At 40.6% G+C, this 17,757-nt stretch carries 11 protein-coding genes; 7 read left to right on the forward strand and 4 right to left on the reverse strand.

All coding sequences use genetic code 11. From position 1 onward, the window contains the following. Window positions 1-157 precede the first annotated feature (157 nt). Window positions 158-1,399 (reverse strand): bifunctional ornithine acetyltransferase/N-acetylglutamate synthase, encoded by a 1,242-nt coding sequence (argJ, locus tag GNF10_RS10675; RefSeq protein ID WP_185580714.1) that lies wholly within the window; start codon window positions 1,397-1,399, stop codon window positions 158-160. 764 nt (window positions 1,400-2,163) lie between these two features. Further along, on the reverse strand, window positions 2,164-3,639 hold the full coding sequence (gene gatB, locus GNF10_RS10680) for an Asp-tRNA(Asn)/Glu-tRNA(Gln) amidotransferase subunit GatB (RefSeq protein ID WP_185581639.1): 1,476 nt from the start codon (window positions 3,637-3,639) through the stop codon (window positions 2,164-2,166). A gap of 650 nt (window positions 3,640-4,289) precedes the next feature. Between gatB and GNF10_RS10685 the strand changes: the two genes are divergently transcribed. Beyond that, the gene (locus GNF10_RS10685; RefSeq protein WP_185582030.1) at window positions 4,290-4,640 is read left to right on the forward strand and encodes a hypothetical protein; all 351 of its coding nucleotides are present in this window, start codon (window positions 4,290-4,292) and stop codon (window positions 4,638-4,640) included. Between the two features lie 170 nt (window positions 4,641-4,810). Here GNF10_RS10685 and GNF10_RS10690 read toward each other — a convergent pair whose 3' ends face one another. Beyond that, a complete protein-coding gene (locus GNF10_RS10690; protein ID WP_185607150.1) occupies window positions 4,811-5,821 on the reverse strand; it encodes a cyanophycin synthetase in 1,011 nt (336 codons plus the stop codon). 383 nt (window positions 5,822-6,204) lie between these two features. On the opposite strand from GNF10_RS10690, the gene GNF10_RS10695 reads away from it, so the two are divergent. The 4 genes from GNF10_RS10695 (at window position 6,205) to GNF10_RS10710 (ending at window position 12,172) form a co-directional block, all read left to right on the forward strand. Further along, window positions 6,205-6,441 (forward strand): hypothetical protein, encoded by a 237-nt coding sequence (locus tag GNF10_RS10695; protein WP_012408924.1) that lies wholly within the window; start codon window positions 6,205-6,207, stop codon window positions 6,439-6,441. 442 nt (window positions 6,442-6,883) lie between these two features. Then, window positions 6,884-7,039, forward strand: a complete 156-nt coding sequence (locus GNF10_RS10700; protein ID WP_185592581.1) for a hypothetical protein — start codon at window positions 6,884-6,886, stop codon at window positions 7,037-7,039. 61 nt (window positions 7,040-7,100) lie between these two features. Next, complete coding sequence (locus GNF10_RS10705; RefSeq protein ID WP_185585278.1) at window positions 7,101-11,207, forward strand: PAS domain S-box protein; 4,107 nt, start codon at window positions 7,101-7,103, stop codon at window positions 11,205-11,207. Then, window positions 11,204-12,172 carry a PleD family two-component system response regulator gene (locus GNF10_RS10710; protein ID WP_185585277.1) on the forward strand — a complete coding sequence of 323 codons (969 nt, stop codon included), beginning with the start codon at window positions 11,204-11,206 and terminating at the stop codon, window positions 12,170-12,172. The genes GNF10_RS10705 and GNF10_RS10710 overlap by 4 nt, the downstream gene beginning before the upstream one ends. Window positions 12,173-12,470: 298 nt before the next feature. Here GNF10_RS10710 and GNF10_RS10715 read toward each other — a convergent pair whose 3' ends face one another. After that, window positions 12,471-13,349, reverse strand: coding sequence for an alpha/beta hydrolase (locus GNF10_RS10715; protein WP_185585276.1), 879 nt, complete (start codon window positions 13,347-13,349; stop codon window positions 12,471-12,473). Window positions 13,350-13,954: 605 nt separating this feature from the next. Here GNF10_RS10715 and GNF10_RS10720 point away from each other — a divergent pair. Together GNF10_RS10720 and GNF10_RS10725 are read left to right on the forward strand one after the other, a co-directional pair. Further along, window positions 13,955-15,244, forward strand: a complete 1,290-nt coding sequence (locus GNF10_RS10720) for a hypothetical protein (protein ID WP_260446086.1) — start codon at window positions 13,955-13,957, stop codon at window positions 15,242-15,244. A gap of 152 nt (window positions 15,245-15,396) precedes the next feature. Next, a complete protein-coding gene (locus tag GNF10_RS10725; protein WP_185585275.1) occupies window positions 15,397-17,706 on the forward strand; it encodes an FAD/NAD(P)-binding protein in 2,310 nt (769 codons plus the stop codon). Window positions 17,707-17,757: the final 51 nt, after the last annotated feature.

The following is a 17,757-nucleotide window of genomic DNA, read 5'->3' on the forward strand; positions in this document are numbered from 1 at the left end:
CAAAGACGCTCGATAGCGCAGCGTAAAGCCTGCGGCATGGCTTCGCTTAGAGCGACGCAGGAGCGTCTGACTCGCTACCGCTTCGCTATCGGATTGCCATATCATGTCCAAATAATTAGTTATGGTTGTCTCAACCTAGTAAATAGACGTGAGCCGTTTAGGTAGTGTATTCGGCGTTAATCCTCACGTAGTCGTAACTCAAATCACAACCCCAAGCTTTACCCACACCATAACCATTGCCAACATTAACGGAGATTAACACCGTATCCTCTTGGAGATAAGCACCTGTCGCTGCTTTTTTCAAATAAGCACTCGCTGCTGCACGATCAAAAGTTAAGGGTTGCCCGTTTTCTAACATTAAGAAATTCCCTAACTTAATTTGCAGGTTTTCTTGCTCAAAGGGTATACCTGCACGTCCGGCGGCGGCGGCGATACGTCCCCAGTTGGGATCTCGTCCAAAGATTGCAGATTTAACTAAGGATGAACCAGCGATGGTTTTGGCTATTTGTCGGGCTGAAATTTCATCATGGGCTCCTGTTACTTCCACTTCTATTAGACAAGTTGCGCCTTCACCATCACGAGCGATCGCTTTGGCTAAATGCTGACAAACTGCTGTTAACATCGCCTCTAATTTCTCTGCCTCTGCGCCCCATTCTATAATTGCTGGAGTGCGAGATTGACCATTTGCCAAGGCAATTAAGCTGTCGTTGGTGCTGGTATCGCCATCCACGGTAATGGAATTGAAGCTTCTATCAGCCGCCCTTGCTAACATTTGCTGCCAAAGGGCTGGCGAAACCACAGCATCACAAGTAACAAATGCCAACATGGTTGCCATGTTGGGGTGAATCATGCCGGAACCTTTGGCAATACCACCAATTCGTACTGGGCGTTCACCTACAGTTGTCTCTAAAGCAATAGATTTTGTTACCAAGTCTGTAGTGATAATCGCCCCAGCTGCGGCATCTGAACCTGTTGCTGATAGTGCTGCTACTACCTTGGGAATTCCGCTTCGCAAAGCATCCATCTTAATTCTTTGACCAATCACGCCAGTGGAAGCCAATAAGACAGATTCAGACGAGATGTTTAATGCGTTAGCTATTGCCAGAGAAGACTCTAAGGTATCAAGGTAGCCTTGATTACCTGTAGCGGCATTTGCTTGTCCAGCGTTGCAAAGGATGGCACGAGCGCTAGGTTTGGCTAGCAAGCGTTGGCGACAATATTCGACACAGGCAGCTTTAACTTGACTGGTGGTGAATACACCAGCTGCGATCGCTTCCACCTCTGAGAATATCAAAGCTAAATCTGGCAACCCCGAAGGTTTCAACCCTGCGGTTATTCCCGCCGCCTGATACCCCCTTGGTGCTGTGACACCACCTGTAATTTTTTGCCAATCTGCCATTATTCTTCCTTATAACTACCAGGTTGGATAAGTCAATTTGTGCTTTACAAAAGTGCGAAGAGATGCGATTAATCGCGTCTGTACAAGAGTTATGAGTTTCTCCTCAGTTCCCTTGCTCCCCAATTTCCAGTGACTATTATGAGTTTATTTGCTGATGGCAATAATAATGCACCAGTTGGCAATTAGCATAATTGTTTTACCTTTCTTATGACGAAAGACAAATTATGAAAAAAGAGAGCAACTTCGGTCGCTCTCAAGATCATTAATGTGTATCTTTTAGTCACAGTATATTTTTGATTATTTAAGAGTTAATACTTATTGATTAAGATTTATTCTAAAATTTTAATGAAAATGCTCCGTAAATACCACAAAATTAGATAAAAAAGAGAGCTACTTAGGCAGCTCTCCAGATCATCAGGGTGCATCTACTTACCACACTATATCATTTTAGGTATGCGGGTAGTCACCAGTTTTTGTATGAAGATTTTATGAAGAAATACCGAGAAAATACTTACCCTGGATTTCTTACAAGTGAGAAATCCAGGAGTGTGGGAGGTGTGGGAGGATGAGGAAAAAATCTGACCCCGCACACTCCCCTGCCTACAGTATCGTGAGAAATCCGGGTTACTTACTTTATTTATGGGAAATTGGAAACAGACAAGGCAGAAGCTTATTCAATAATTTCTCATTTGTATATTTGTAGGGGCGCAAGACCTTGCGCCCCTACCCAAACGCAGGGATGAGATGTTTTTTACTGTAAGTCCCTAAGCATTCAGTTTCTTTTCTACCAATTCGTTAGTCAGCTTAGGATCAGCTCGTTTGGCTGTTTTTTTGAGAACTTGTCCAACAAAGAAGCCTTTAAGGTTGGTGTTACCGTTGCGATACTTTTCTAGTTCTTTGGGATTGGCGGCTATGACTTCATCAACGATAGGTTCTAGTACGCTAGGATCGGTGATTAACTCTTGACCTGCAAAAGCTTTTTCAGGAGAAATGCCATTGAGCAAATCTGGTAACTTTTCTTTAGCTTGAGCATTGCTAATTTTGCCCGTTTCAATGCGAGTGATGATCTCAGCTAAATTGGTAGGAGTCAGCCCGATTTGAGTAATACTAAGTTTTTGCTTATTAAGGTAGGCGGCGATATCTTGAGTAATCCAGTTTGCAGCAGCTTTGGCATTTGCTCCAGAGGCGATCGCAGTTTCAAAATATTCCGCTATTGAACGATCTTCTGTCAACACCCGCGCATCGTAAGCCGAAAGTCCCAACTCACTTTCATAATGATGGCGTTTTTGGGCTGGTAATTCTGGTAATTCGCTGCGCCACTTCTCTAATTCTGAATCCGTCACCTCAATTGGTGCTAAATCTGGTTCCGGGAAGTAGCGATAATCGCTCGAACCTTCCTTTACCCGCATACTACTTGTACGTTGAGCGCCTTCTTCCCATAGCCGAGTTTCTTGAATGATGCGATCGCCTGCTTCGATGGCGGCGATTTGGCGCTCAATTTCGTAGTCAATCGCTCGTTGAATGGCGCTGAAGGAGTTCATGTTTTTAATTTCTACCTTGGTGCCAAATTCCTCCCGTCCCACTGGACGCACAGAGATGTTGACATCGCAGCGCAGAGATCCTTCTTGCATATTCCCATCGCTCACACCGAGATAGCGGACAATCCGGCGCAACTCTTCGGCATATTCAGCAGCTTCTAATCCAGAACGCAAATCAGGCTCCGAGACAATTTCGACTAACGGTATACCTGCGCGATTGTAGTCTACCAGAGAATAGGAAGAACCGGAAAGGCGATCGCTGCCGGCGTGTACCAATTTTCCTGCATCTTCTTCCATGTGCAGACGTGTGATACCAATGCGTTTACGGCTGGGATTGCCCTCAGCATCTACTAACTCAATTTCTAACCAACCATGTTCTGCGATCGGTAGATCGTATTGAGAAATTTGGTAATTTTTGGGTAAGTCAGGATAAAAATACTGTTTCCGGTCAAACTTACTATATCTAGCAATTTGACAATTCAGTGCCAAACCAGTTTTGACAGCGTATTCTAATACTTTTTCATTGAGTACAGGTAAAACCCCAGGTAAACCCATACAAACCGGGTCAATGTTAGTATTTGGGTCAGCGCCAAATGCCGTAGAGCTATTAGAGAAAATTTTGGTCTTAGTACTCAACTGACAATGGGTTTCTAGACCAATAATCGCTTCATACTCAGTTTTTACAGTTGTAGCAGTCGTCATAATATCACTAATTTCGGCATAATCCTTGTAGTGGTACTATTGTAGCGGCGTATGAGTTGCGCTGAAGACGGTTATTTGGGTGAGTAATGCTTACCCTGATGATCTCAAATTAGCAAATTATCTTCAGAGTGTAGAAATTGACGTGATTAACTTTAACAATATTCGTATTTTTAACTGGTAGTAAAACATAAAATTTCACCACATACCTATTCCCTCAACCTATAGTAGTCCGCTCAATGTGGTAAATATGCACACGACTAGCTTCCCTTAAAAAGCTAGTTATAATTCCCTTCTTTTTAAGAAATAAGGGTTAGGAACCATAAAGCCTTTATAATTCAAAGCGTAATTAATTAATTAAATAATTATTAAAAATATATGCACTCTTTACTTAATACCTGAAACTATTTAATAATAAATCAAACTATTAAATAAACTTAGCACTCAAGGTTTGTTAGTGCTAATTTACAACTGAACTATAAGACCTATAATTTAGCACTCAAAGCTAGCTAGTGCTAAATTTTAATTGGACTTTAACACCTATGGCATAAACCAAAAGTCTACTTTTTATAGATGCCTAAGTTAGGTTATAAGGATTATAATATAAAAAAAGTAAAGCTTCCTGCAAGTAATTTATAACTCGGAGTACTAGCATGAAATACACTTTTGATATTGTCGGAGTATCTCCACTTTTGCACTTTTTTAATCACCAACAGCAAAATGAGCAAAAACCACCCCAACAAGGTGTGGAATACTTGGGGATGTATACGTGTACACTAGATACCTTTCTAGAATCGGTAGAATCCGTTCCACCCAAGTGGGGTTGGAATCTAGATCAAGTTGTAGATACCGTGATTCAGTTTTGGCTGAACAACTCAGATAGTATTAGTTATTGGAAAGTACGTTTAAGTAATGCTGGTAAAGATAACTTACTAGTCGCAAGATTAGCGGATATAAACGCCTTACAAGCTGAATTTGAATCCCTACTAGATAAGAAGTGGTGAATAGATAGCTAGAGATAGGACTCATATTTGATTTTTGAAAAACTCAGTGCTACTCAAAAATCCTTCTTTCCTCTTGCTTTTTGACTGTCAACGCAAGTAAGTATGGCTGCGCTAACAAAAATCAAACCGGATTGCTAGAGGGGTAGAAATTACTGCGCTTCCAAGCAAAATCAATGATTTTCTCTGTTATTTTGGTTTTCAAGTATTTTGAGAATTTTGAGATATAGATTTTCTACTCTTTTGGTCTGAACTTCACCAAATGATGCATAGTGGCTTAAGCTAGGAGCGCCATTTACTTCAAGGATTGTATAATCTACTATTGGTGAGGTTATATCACTAGCAAGAATGTCCACACCTGCTAATCTCAGTTGCATATCTTTTGTAATACTTACTGCGAGTTTTTGAAAATCAGGATGAATGCTTTCTGTAAAGTCTACTGCCTCGCCTCCAGTCGATAAATTTGCGTTGTCTAAAAGATATACAATATTATTTTTATGTATCACACTACTAAAATTTAGCTTCCGCCTTCGCAAGTTTTTTTTAATTCTGTAATCTTCAAAATCTATAATTTCTTTTCTACCATTTTTGATAAAACTTTCCTGTTTCTGTTGCATAAGTTCTAAAACATTAGACTGACCATCCCCGGTTATAAATAGGGGAATTCTTTGATATGCCGAAACTACTTCATCATCAAGTACTACAATTCTATAATCATTGCCACTATAAAATCGTTCTACAATAAAGCCTGAGACTTTTTGCAAGATTTTTTTGGCTATTTGATAATATTCTTGCTTATTATAAATCTTGGTAACAAATATTCCTTGACTAAGATTAATTGGCTTGACAATTACAGGAAATCCCAACTCCTTAGCATAATAGAATCCTTGATCTATATTTCTGATATTATCTATTTCTTCGCATAATTCTTCACTAAAAAATGTTTTTCCTTCGGTAACTTTGTAGCCAAAATCCTTCAAAAAAAAGCTGGAAACACTTTTATCTTTGGCTATTGCTGTTGAACCCGAAGAATTAATACTAAATCTGGTATTCCTAAAAAAAGTTTTATTCCCATTTTTAAAGGTAATCAGTCCCACAAAGGTGCATTCTGGATCTACTAAAACTACTGCTCCTATTTCCTCTGCTACTTTTTGAATGATTGATGTTACAAATGGTGTTTCCATTATGAAAACTATAATTTTATCGGGGGAACATTAATATTCATTCTCAAATGAGCTTTTAATAGTCTCTTTTAAGACACTAGCATTAAGTTTACCACTGATACTGATTTTCCTTCTGCGTATGCAAACAAATCATGAAAACTCAATATTTGGTAAACCTTCTGCTTGAAGATTTTTTGATGCTGAAAACAGTTGCAAATTAAGGCTTTGAGATTCATAGCTACCTGAAAATTACAACTTAGTTGGTCTAAAATTTAGCGCTAAGTGTTGACAACTTATTAATAATCGAATAACAAGGTGGCAGCAGCATAAAAAAAAGCGTTAGTGCATTCCTACCTAGAAACTAATTAACGCCCTTCATTAAACTTCATACGGATAACATCATTATGCCAGAAAATACGGTTAACCAAGCTTCTAAATCAGACAATCAGCCTATTGCTTATAAAGAACGCCTAAATTCTTGGGCGATCGCTCGTCAGCTTCCTAATACGCAACGGGAAATTGTTGCTCGCTTCCGCAGCCGTTCTGATGCCGATGGCTATATGCGACACCTTCCCCAGGAAATTCCAAATGCTTCTTATATGGTTGTTTTTGATTGCCAACGCGAAGCATCTGTGATTTAAAGTACAAATTTCGGCAATAGACCTATTTTGAAAATAGGGAACAGAGAAAGAAATTTTCGTTCTAGATTGTGTTCGCGTAGGGGGTGCTTTGTCCTTACTCTGTTCATTAGTATCTTTTTACATTCTTGTGGTGAAAAGGGAAGGGTTAAGGGGAAAATTCAATCCCTTTAACCCTTGCTCTTAATCTCTTTTTGCCCTCTTTTGATGATTCTCGCCTACTTACTTAATTAGAAGCAGAAGTTATTAATTTTTTTTACGATTATATTATATACAAATATATTACTAGAAATTACGTACTTTACAAAAGAGCTATGTTGTGGATTAACGTTAATACGTCGTTTCAGATTTATATTAATCATTGATGGTAAATAGACCTGCATTGTAGGGGCAATTCATGAATTGCCCCTACGACGGATCTAGTTTTTTATGTAGGTTGAGTGGAGTGAAACGCAACCCAACATTACCACCTTATTTATGTTGGGTTACGCGATCGCTGCACCCAACCTACAAAACTACGGTTCTCACGGTTGACGAGGTTTATATACAAATATATTACTTAAAAAAATCCGTAATTGCCCCATTGCTATTGATATTTTAAATTACTTAAAAGTAAAGCTTAGTGTAATAAGCCCTGAAAGAAAGTGCTTGAGGGTTAATAAGTGGTCAAACAGTACCGATATCACTGGTTAAAAGCTGTGATATTTTTCCACAAACGAAAATTACTAGCTTTGTTGCTGGGGATTTTCTTCTCAATCTCTGTAGTTTTACTCTACCAGCTACTTTTAATTCAGACTCCAAGGTTATTAACACAAGTAGTATTGATTACAGGGCTATTGGTTGTCACACTGCCATTACCAATCTGTTTTGTCCTGGCGATAAAAGCAATAAATCAGGATTTAACTCACAAAATTTTTGAACAGAAACAAATAGAACTTGCCCTTTGTTGCAGTGAGAAGCGTCTGCACCAGTTACTGGAAACTGTCAAAGCCATTCCTTGGGAATTAGACTTGAAAACTGGTCGATTTACCTACGTTGGGCCGCAAGCAGTAAACTTACTAAATTATGCGATCGCAGAATGGTACGAGAAAAATTTTTGGTACAATCATCTACATCCAGATGATCGGGAAAAATCTGTTCGTTTTCGTCAAGAAGCAATTGCTAGGTGCGAAAATCACGAATTGGAATACCGGATGCTAGCAGCCGATGGGCGAGTTGTTTGGCTGCGAGACGTTGTTAGGGTAGTTGAAGAAGCAGAAATCCCTACTACGCTCAAAGGGTTTATGTTTGACATTAGTGATTTAAAGCAGACTGAAGAAACCTTGAGGCTGAAGGAGAGGGCAATTGCTGCTACCAATAATGGAATTATCATTGCCGATGCTAGACTTCCCTATAATCCAGTAATTTACGTCAACTGTGCCTTTGAACAAATAACAGGTTACAGCGCTACTGATGTGATTGGGCAAAACTGTAGATTTTTGCAACGCGCAGATATACAGCAATCAGCACTCCATGAACTACGCTCATGTATTCAAGCTGGAACAAGTTGTAAAGTTATTCTCCGTAACTATAGCAAAGATGGTATCTTATTCTGGAATGAATTGAGTATTTCTCCTATTCATGACGAAAATGGTAAGTTAAGCCACTTTATTGGAATTCAGACAGATATTAGCCACCGCAAGCAAGCTGAAGCCAGCCTGCATCGGCAAGCTCTCACTTTTGAAAACATGAATGATGGCGTAATTATCACAAATTTAACCGGAAATATTATTGACTGGAATCCTGCTGCCCAAAGCATGTTTGGTTATACTAAAGCTGAGATTTTGGCTAAACATATCAGTATTTTGCATCAGCCGGAAGTAGCCGCAACATTAAGCACCAAAATTCTCGAAACAGTCAACCAGCAAGGACGCTGGTCAGGGGAAATACACTTTCTTGGTAAAGATGGCAGTGAGAGAATTTGCGAAACAACTGTAGTCTCTTTACAGGATGAACAGGGAGAAACTGTTGCCACTGTTGCCATAAATCAAGATATTACCGAAAACAAACGAGCTAAAGAAGCATTGCAACGCCAATTGCATCGCACCCTACTACTTGAACAAATTACTCAAGAAATTCGTCAAAGTCTTGATACCAGCAAAATCTTTGAGACAGCTGCTACCCAAATTGGACAAGCGTTTAAAGTTGATCGCTGTCTGATCCATTCTTATGTTAGCGACCCCATTCCGAAAATTCCTTTAGTAGCACAGTATAATACACTTCCCAATCCCTGCTCAGTGTTGGGATTGGAAGTTCCCATGACTAATAATCCCCATGCAGAGAAGATGATGGCACAAGAAACTGCGATCGCCTCTCCTGATGTGTATGCCGATCCTTTACTTAAGGCGGCTGAACCTATCTGCCGAAAAATTAAGCTGAAGTCTATGCTGTCAATCCGCACCTCCTATCAAGGAGAACCCAATGGTGCGATCGGATTACATCAGTGCAGCTATTTTCGCCAGTGGACACCAGACGAAATCGAATTACTAGAAGCAGTAGCGGCTCAACTGGGTATTGCTCTAGCACAGGCTCACTTACTGGAACAAGAAACCCGCCGACGGGAAGAACTTACCTTGAAAAACTTTGCCTTGGAGCAGGCAAAACGTCAGGCTGAAGCCGCAAATCGGGCAAAAAGTGAGTTTTTAGCAATGATGAGCCACGAAATTCGGACTCCAATGAATGCTGTTATTGGCATGACCGATCTCCTGCTGGATACTGACCTCACCCCGCAACAGCAAGACTTTGTAGAAACAGTTCGCAGTAGCGGAGATGCTTTGCTCACCATCATCAACGACATTCTAGATTTCTCCAAAATTGAGTCGGGAAAGCTGGAATTAGAAGAACAGCCTTTTGATTTGAGAGCTTGTGTAGAACAGGCTATTTCTCTATTAGCCCCGAAAGCTGCCCAAAAAGATATCGAACTAGTTTACCTAATCCAACCGCAAGTTCCGACTCAGATCGTTGGCGATATGACACGTCTGCGCCAAGTCTTAATGAATCTCCTCAACAACGCCATTAAGTTTACTGAACGCGGAGAAGTGCTACTCTCTGTTGAACTGGGGATTGGGAATTCAGGGAAGCAGGGGAAAAATTCCTCTCCTCTGAACCCTTCCCCCTCTTCCAAGTCCCCAATCCAAATTCAATTTGCCATCAAAGATACAGGTATTGGCATCACACCAGAGAAGATAGAGCGGTTATTTCATCCCTTCACTCAGGCTGATGTCTCCATGACTCGACGATATGGCGGCACAGGGCTAGGACTAGTCATTAGCAAGCGGCTGAGTAAGATGATGGGGGGCACTCTTTGGGTGGAAAGCCAAGGGATTGTTGGTGGCAATCCTAGCCCTAGATGGAAAAGTAGAGAATTATTATCATCTCCTTACTCTTGCCAAGGTTCAACATTCTACTTCACGATTACTGCCCAAGTGTCTGCTGTACCAGAAGCTGAATTTAGTAATTCGCCGATGCAGCTTCAGGGAAAGCGCCTGTTGATTGTGGACGATAATCTGACTAACTGTCAAATTATCAGCTTGCAAGCAGAGTCTTGGAAAATGGAAACTTATGCTGCCAAATCTGCGAAAGAAGCGTTAGCTCAACTTGCCCAGGGAACACAGTTTGATATTGCCATTTTGGATATGGAAATGCCAGCAATGGATGGCATAACCCTAGCTCGTCAAATCCGCAGACAATCTGGTTGTCAAAATCTACCTTTAGTGATTCTCACTTCTTTAGGTAGAGGAGAAACATTCTCTGACTTTGGTGATCTCGATGTTGCCTTTTTGAGCAAACCCATCAAACAGTCTCAACTCTATGATGTTATGACCCGTGTTTTAGGGAATCAGCCCAGCCTAGCGAGTATTTCTGATTTTCCCTTGGTTGATCGGCATTTGGCCCATCCGCTGCCATTACGGATTCTTTTGGCAGAAGATACGGTTGTCAATCAGAAAGTTGCCTTATTAATGCTACAGAAAATAGGTTATTCGGCTAATGTCGTAACTAATGGGCTAGAAGTACTCAAGGCTTTGCAAAAACAGCCTTATGACATAGTGTTGATGGATGTCCACATGCCCGAAATGGATGGTTTAGAAACAGCTCGGAGAATCTGTCAAGAATGGGAAGTTGGTTTTCGTCCGCATATCATTGCGATAACTGCCAATGCGATGCGAGGCGATCGCGAAATTTGTCTTGCTGCTGGTATGGATGACTACATTAGCAAACCGATTCAGCTTCAAAAGTTAGCTCAGGCACTCAGCAAATGCCCACGCCAAAGAAGTCTTGAAGTCACTTCCATAGTCAAACAAGATCGAGCGATGTACTTAGAATTCCAACCTTTGCAAAATATTTTCCAAGAAGGGCAAAACCAGACATTAAAAATTGCCAAAATTGATGCCAAAATTCTCCAATCCTTACGGGATATAGTCAGAGGCGATCATGTTGTATTTGCTGAACTAATTAAGTGTTATCTTACAGAGACACCGAGACTGGTACAAGATATTAGCACTGCGATCGCAACTCAGGATGCCCAAACTATATGGAAGGCAGCCCATCAACTTAAGTCTAGCAGTGCTTCAATTGGAGCGATCGCTTTAGCACAGCTTTGCAAAGTTTTAGAAGCACAGGGACGGAGCAGTGAATTAGAAAACACCGTAGAATTACTCCCGCAGTTATACCAGGAATATGAACAAGTTAAAACTGCCTTAGAAAAAGAACTTGCGAAGGAAACACCATGACAGCTACTGCTCAAGAAAGCCAATCTTTAGTTCTAATTGTTGATGATGAGCCTTTTATCCGGATGATACTGCGGCATTTCTTGGAGCGGGAAGGCTATAAAATAGCGGAAGCTCAAAATGGCAGAGAGGCTTTAACTGCTTTTAAGGAACTGCGTCCTGACATCATACTTCTTGATGCCATCATGCCGGATATGGATGGGTTCGAGTGTTGCACTAACTTAGAGCTTCTTGATTGCAGTAAGCACACTCCAGTTTTAATGATTACAGGACTTGAGGATCAAGAGTCAGTTGACCGGGCATTTGCAGTGGGAGCAATGGACTATGTTACCAAACCGATCCACTGGCCAGTTTTGCGACAACGGGTAAAACGTTTGATTCAGCAATCTCAGTTACAACAAAAACTGGAAACCGTTAATTTGGAATTGCAGCGATTAGCTACTATTGATGGATTAACTCAAATAGCTAACCGCCGACGCTTTGAAGAATACCTTAACCAAGAGTGGCAGCGTCTAAAACGGGATCAACGGCCTCTTTCCCTGATTCTTTGCGATGTTGATTTCTTCAAATTATATAACGATACTTATGGGCATCGAGTAGGCGATCGCTGTCTTCAAGAAATTGCTAAGGCCATCAAAGATATTATTAAACGTCCCGGAGATTTAGTTGCCCGTTATGGTGGGGAAGAATTTGCTGTGATTTTACCTAACACAGACACCGAAGGGGCGACTCATGTTGCTAAGAAAATTTGCCATACTGTCCGAACATTAGCAATACCTCATGAAAATTCCCAAGTTAGTCCTTATGTAACTATTAGTGCTGGGTTTACGACAGAAATTCCTCAGTCAGATTCTGAGTTCGAAGAAATGATTGCCGCAGCAGATCGGGCATTGTATCAAGCAAAGGCAGCAGGACGTGATTGCTTTGTGCAAGATATTGTACTACCCAAAAATAAAAATTTCCGCTAGTGCGACAGTTTGGCACACATTAAGGTTTGTGGCAAAAGCCTTGTCCCGGATTTCTCACGATACTGTAGGCAGGGGAGTGTGGGAGGTGTGGGAGGATTTGTGAAGTAGTGCGATCGCGGCTTGATTCATTAGAAAAGCGATCGCAGTTCCGTATGAGCGATCGCTAGATTAATCCCTAACCACAGGGATTGATCTATGACAATTATATTTGTTGCAGTATTTTAACGATTGCAGTGCTAGCCCCCTCATCCCGACGCTCTTAAAAGATAAAAAGAATTACTCTACTGACTCTAAAGCTTCAAAATTTGGGTTCCTTTTCCAATGCCATTATTTGTCTCAAAATAGCCGTACACAATGGACTGTCACTATCCAAAAAACCATTCACGATCGTAAAGTGGTTTTCATCAGGCTGTGGTAAATATTCACCAGGCAATTCTTTTTCTTTCCATGCAGCCAGAAAATCTAGCGATTGTCGTTCAAACTCTAAAGTCTCTTTGCCGCCATAAGTTACAAGTAGAGAACCAGCTTTTTCAGGAAGATGGCGGATAGGACTATTGCGAAGAACTTCACCCCAAGTAAATTGGATTTTGGGTTGTAGCCAAGTGTAGGGAAATGGCATCAAATCAAACAAACCGCTAATAGCACAACCACCTTTAATAATGTCATCTGGTAGCCCATAGTCGTTTTTCCAGTCTGTAGCCATGAGCATCGCAGTTAAGTGACCACCGGCTGAGTGACCAGCTACATGGATGCGATTGGGGTCTGCACCAAAGCTTTCTGCATTATTATAAATCCAGGCGATCGCTGAACGATTTTGACGGACAATCTCATCAATGGTTACTTTGGGACACAAGCCATAGTTGACCACCACCACTGTTACATTGGCAGCTACAAGACCTTGGGCGACAAAACTAAAATCTTTACTGTCGGACATTATCCAATAGCCACCGTGGAGAAATACCAAGATAGGTGCTTGTGGTTGCGTTGCAGGAAAAATATCTAGATGTTCAACTACGGTAGAACCAAAAAAAACATTGAGATGACAGTGTAGTTTTTCACGCACATTAGCACTGTTTGCGGCATACAAATTCATGTATCCAGGTATATCAAGACCTAGTTCACTGGGATTGTACTGGTAATCTAGCTCGGCTTGAGTTTGAAAATTGTGGTACAGCATTGAGTTTTCTGGTTTAGGGCTAGTGATTTTAATCAAAACGAATTCATTCTGTTAGCGGATAGCTAGGGTTTAGCCTATTCTGACTTCTGAATTCTTCTCCAACTAAATTTTTGAATGAATTAATTCCTTATAAAGTCTTACATTGGTTTAAATTAGCCAGTAGAATCACTAGCCGATTATATGAACTGTGATCTGAAAAATAGCCTATGATATTACTGAAATATTCATCATAACTCTGATTCAAGTAAGTAATAGTACAGAAACCAAAACCTTTCAACCACGCATTACATTACTGGATTGCATAGGATATTTCTAAAAGATTTAAAACATTTATTCACACAAATCAATACGATACAAAAGGTAAATAATTCAGTAAAATTTCGGTGTAACTCTTTTGAGAAATTTACTGCTTCTACGTCCTATTACGCAAGTTTAAAGGTTTTTTCTTTTTCCTTTGCCCTTCCCCTTTTCCCCTTAACCGATAAGTATTGGCTTATATAGGCATTTTTTCAAAAATTCTAGTTTTAATAAGGACAAATTAAAACTCCTTTGACACAATAGGACAGAAACAGAGAGGTATCTAATATTCTCATCTCTCTGTATATATGATTAGGCAACTAGACCGATATAAAAAACCCAAGCCAATTACCCAAAATACGATGAACCCCAACAACCCTTTGCAGACAATGCAAACAAGTTTCCATACGGCTTTAGGTGCTGTTAGTGAATTTACGGCCCTACTTCAGGAGCCCCAAAAACTCACGAATTACTTTACCCGGATGCAACAAAAGCCGGATCAATTGTTCCAAGATTTAGCAGTAAAAGGCAAAAATATGGAACAAGATATGAATAGTTTTTTCAAAAATTACTTTTGCGGATGTGGTGACAAATCACCATATCCCAAATATATAGAACGGGCAGATGGACAGGCTTTTAACCAACCCTATGAAATCAAAGGGACAAAAATGTACGGCTTTGTCGTTGAGGGTTCAATGGCGAAGTTGCAAGAGGTGTGTGATAAATATCTCAACGATCCCAATAACGGAGAGATTGAATATCGGCCAGCCATGAACTATCTCGTCCTGACGTTCAACAAGATAGATTCTTTAAGTTCCATCTATCCTCCCGACTATGACAAAGGAACTGTGCATGAAGAAGAAGCCATCTTTTGGATGTTAACAGTGGTAGGTAAAAGAGTCGGGCCTTTATTTATAGCCGAACGCCTAGCTTGGTTTATGCCTTACGTGTACGTGAATAATTCTCCCATCCTAGTTTCGGGTAGAGAAGTCTATGGCTTCTTTAAAGAACTTGGCCTATTTCAGATCCCTGAATTAAATCAAGAACCGGATTTATTCACTGTAGACACCTTAGTATTTAAAGAATTTTCTCCTACAAGCCAATCTATAGATGCTCGCCTGCTGGAAGTTCAACGCATCAATACAGGAGAGAAACATCAAGCCATCAACACATGGGACACCTTTGAGGAAGCAGCAAGAGCGATCGCTAGTTTATTATTTGACAATAACGAAATTTTGATTCCTGGCTTACAGTTACCCTTCAATCTCCTCGAATATCTCCTAGAAAAAATCGTCCCTCTCGTTACCCTCAAACAAATCCGCGACGTAGAAAACAGCAAAAAAGCCTGCTATCAAGCACTGATTGAATCCCCCATGCAGCTACAAACCTTCTATGGCGGAGAACTCTTTGGCGATCAATTTCAACTAAAAATCAATAATTTCGCTAGTCAACCAATTGTCCAAGACTTAGGACTACACAAAGGCTATCCCGCAGGTAGCGAATCCATAACTATCCCCGTAAAACTTGGGTTCGTGCTGCACTTCGACTTCACCCTCAAAGATGGGAAAGCCGTTTGGCAAGCACCACAGAAAAATTAGCATTGGGCAAATATAATTCCCTACTACACAAGCAAAGTCCATCTAATGCAAAATCAAGGGTTTACTAACCTGCGAAGGCAGGCTTTGCCTGTGTAGCCGAGACTTCTAGTCGCCCAAACTTTCTCAACTAGCGCCTATCAGGAAAAACAAATATGTCTGAAACCTTTAAGCCCAAAAAAATCGCTATTTTAGGCGGTGGAATATCATCCCTAACCACCGCTTATGAATTAACCAGTCAACCAGGGTGGGATAGTCTCTACGATATTACTATTTATCAAACAGGTTGGCGTTTGGGTGGTAAATGTGCAACAGGACGCAACATCAAACCCCATACACCCAATTCTGAACCAGACTATCGCATCGAAGAACACGGACTGCACATTTTTTTTGGATTCTACGAAAATGCTTTTCGTCTACTCAAGCAATGCTACGACGAATTAGGTGGTAACGGGCCTTTCAGCACCATAGAAGATGCATTCAAACCCCACAGTCTCATCGTCCTAGAAGAATACATCAATAAAAATTGGAAAACTCTGCCTTTTAACTTTCCTACCAATTCTCTAGTTCCTTGGGAAGGTGGCGGCATTTCTTCCCTTTGGGAACATATCTGCACAACCATTGAATTCGTCATTCAGACTTACGGAGTAATTGATGATTATAGCCAGTTAAAGTCTACTAAAAGTTCTTCAACATCTGTTGCCAAACAAATAGCATTAGGCAAAGAGGTAATGGAATGTTTATCAGATAGTAGTCTCTTACAGTTTCCTAGCCAGTTGATTCAGTTATTTCTCCAACAACCCATGTTTTGGGGAGGATGGCTGAACAATATCAACCAATTTATTAGTAATATCTTTCAAAACTTAGATTTTACTTCTGAAAAAGTATTCTTAAATCTTGCCTACAGCCTAGCTAAATCACTGCCCAAACATACCAAAACTCACAGACGCGAACATCATCAGTTAATTCTTAAGCTCATAGACCGCTTTAAAGAACAGTTAATCTGTCAGATAGAATCTAAGATTGGGCAAAACCCTGATATGTTTTGGCGTTTAACACTCATCGATTTAGCATTAGCAAACATCCGGGGTTTGTTTGTGGATGAGATAATTGATTTTCGTTCCCTAGATAGTTTAGATGAGTACAACTACAGAGACTGGCTACTAAAACACGGAGCTAGAGAATCAAGCGTTAGATCAGCATTTATTCGCGTCTTATACGATTTAGTGTATGGTTTTCCAGAAGGTAATACCGATAAACCCCAACTAGCAGCCGGAACAGCTATTCGTGTCCTCACCACTATCTTGTTCAAATACAATGGCGCAATCATGTGGAAAATGCAATCAGGGATGGCAGAGGTAGTCATCACTCCACTATATGAAGTGCTAAAGCGTCGTGGTGTGAAATTCGAGTTCTTCCATGTTGTCAAGCAGTTGCATTTGGATAAAAATCAGCAATCAATTGCCAGTATAACTTTGGCTCGTCAAGTAAATTTAAAAAACCCAAAGCAAGAATATCAACCACTTATCACAGTTAAAGACATTGGTTGTTGGCCTAGTGAACCTCTTTATGATCAGATTGTCGATGAAGAAGCCCAAAAACTCCAAGACCAAGAAATTAACCTTGAGTCATATTGGACACCTTGGCAGAATGTAGACAAAATTACCCTCACCAAAGGTAATGATTTTGATATTGTGTTGCTGGGAATTTCTATAGCCGCCTTACCCTCCATTTGCGCTGAATTGCTCCATGCTAAAAAAAATCCAGCTCACCAAAAATGGAGCGATATGCTAATGCAAGTCAAGACAGTAACTACTCAAGGGGGACAAATATGGCTTAAGCCTACCTTATCGCAATTAGGCTGGCAACAATCTAGCCCTGTGCTAGGAGCTTACGTTGAACCACTCGATGTTTATGCAGATATGAGCGAGTTAGTACAACGAGAAAATTGGCCTGCCGATCATTATCCTTACAATGCAGCTTATTTCACCGGTGTAATTGCAGATCCAGGGATTCCTCCCCACACAGCTTATGATTTTCCAGCTAAAGCCCAAAAAAAGGTAGAACAAGAAGCAATTAACTTCCTCAACAATCACATCGGACAGCTTTGGCCTGATGCTACTCAGCCAAAAAATCCCCAAGGTTTGAATTGGGATTTACTAATAGATTTTCAAAACCGTCAGGGAGTAGAACGCTTTAAAGCTCAATACTGGCGAGTTAACATTAACCCATCAGAACGCTATGTACTGTCTGTACCTGGAAGTAGTAAGCATCGGCTCAAAACTGATGAATCTGGGTTTGATAACCTTTATCTAGCTGGCGACTGGATTAACAACGGTTACAATTCCGGTTGTGTGGAAGCTACAGTCATGTCTGCAATGCAAGCAACACGAGCTATTCTCCACCAATGCTTCCATATAAAATATACCAAAGAAATTATTGGTGAGTGGGATTCTTGGTTATAAGGGTATATTCAAATTAATCAGGAGTATTTTGACAGATTCAACAGAATTTAG

Origin of the sequence: Nostoc sp. UCD121, from assembly GCF_014222285.1 — a bacterium.
In the GTDB taxonomy this organism is placed as follows: Bacteria; Cyanobacteriota; Cyanobacteriia; order Cyanobacteriales; family Nostocaceae; genus Nostoc.

What these genes read in the sequence shown, in the direction of transcription:
- argJ (WP_185580714.1), bottom strand. Translation starts at nt 1,399, where the DNA reads ATGGCAGATTGGCAAAAAATTACAGGTGGTGTCACAGCACCAAGGGGG.
- gatB (WP_185581639.1), bottom strand. Translation starts at nt 3,639, where the DNA reads ATGACGACTGCTACAACTGTAAAAACTGAGTATGAAGCGATTATTGGT.
- GNF10_RS10685 (WP_185582030.1), top strand. Translation starts at nt 4,290, where the DNA reads ATGAAATACACTTTTGATATTGTCGGAGTATCTCCACTTTTGCACTTT.
- GNF10_RS10690 (WP_185607150.1), bottom strand. Translation starts at nt 5,821, where the DNA reads ATGGAAACACCATTTGTAACATCAATCATTCAAAAAGTAGCAGAGGAA.
- GNF10_RS10695 (WP_012408924.1), top strand. Translation starts at nt 6,205, where the DNA reads ATGCCAGAAAATACGGTTAACCAAGCTTCTAAATCAGACAATCAGCCT.
- GNF10_RS10710 (WP_185585277.1), top strand. Translation starts at nt 11,204, where the DNA reads ATGACAGCTACTGCTCAAGAAAGCCAATCTTTAGTTCTAATTGTTGAT.
- GNF10_RS10715 (WP_185585276.1), bottom strand. Translation starts at nt 13,349, where the DNA reads ATGCTGTACCACAATTTTCAAACTCAAGCCGAGCTAGATTACCAGTAC.
- GNF10_RS10720 (WP_260446086.1), top strand. Translation starts at nt 13,955, where the DNA reads ATGATTAGGCAACTAGACCGATATAAAAAACCCAAGCCAATTACCCAA.
- GNF10_RS10725 (WP_185585275.1), top strand. Translation starts at nt 15,397, where the DNA reads ATGTCTGAAACCTTTAAGCCCAAAAAAATCGCTATTTTAGGCGGTGGA.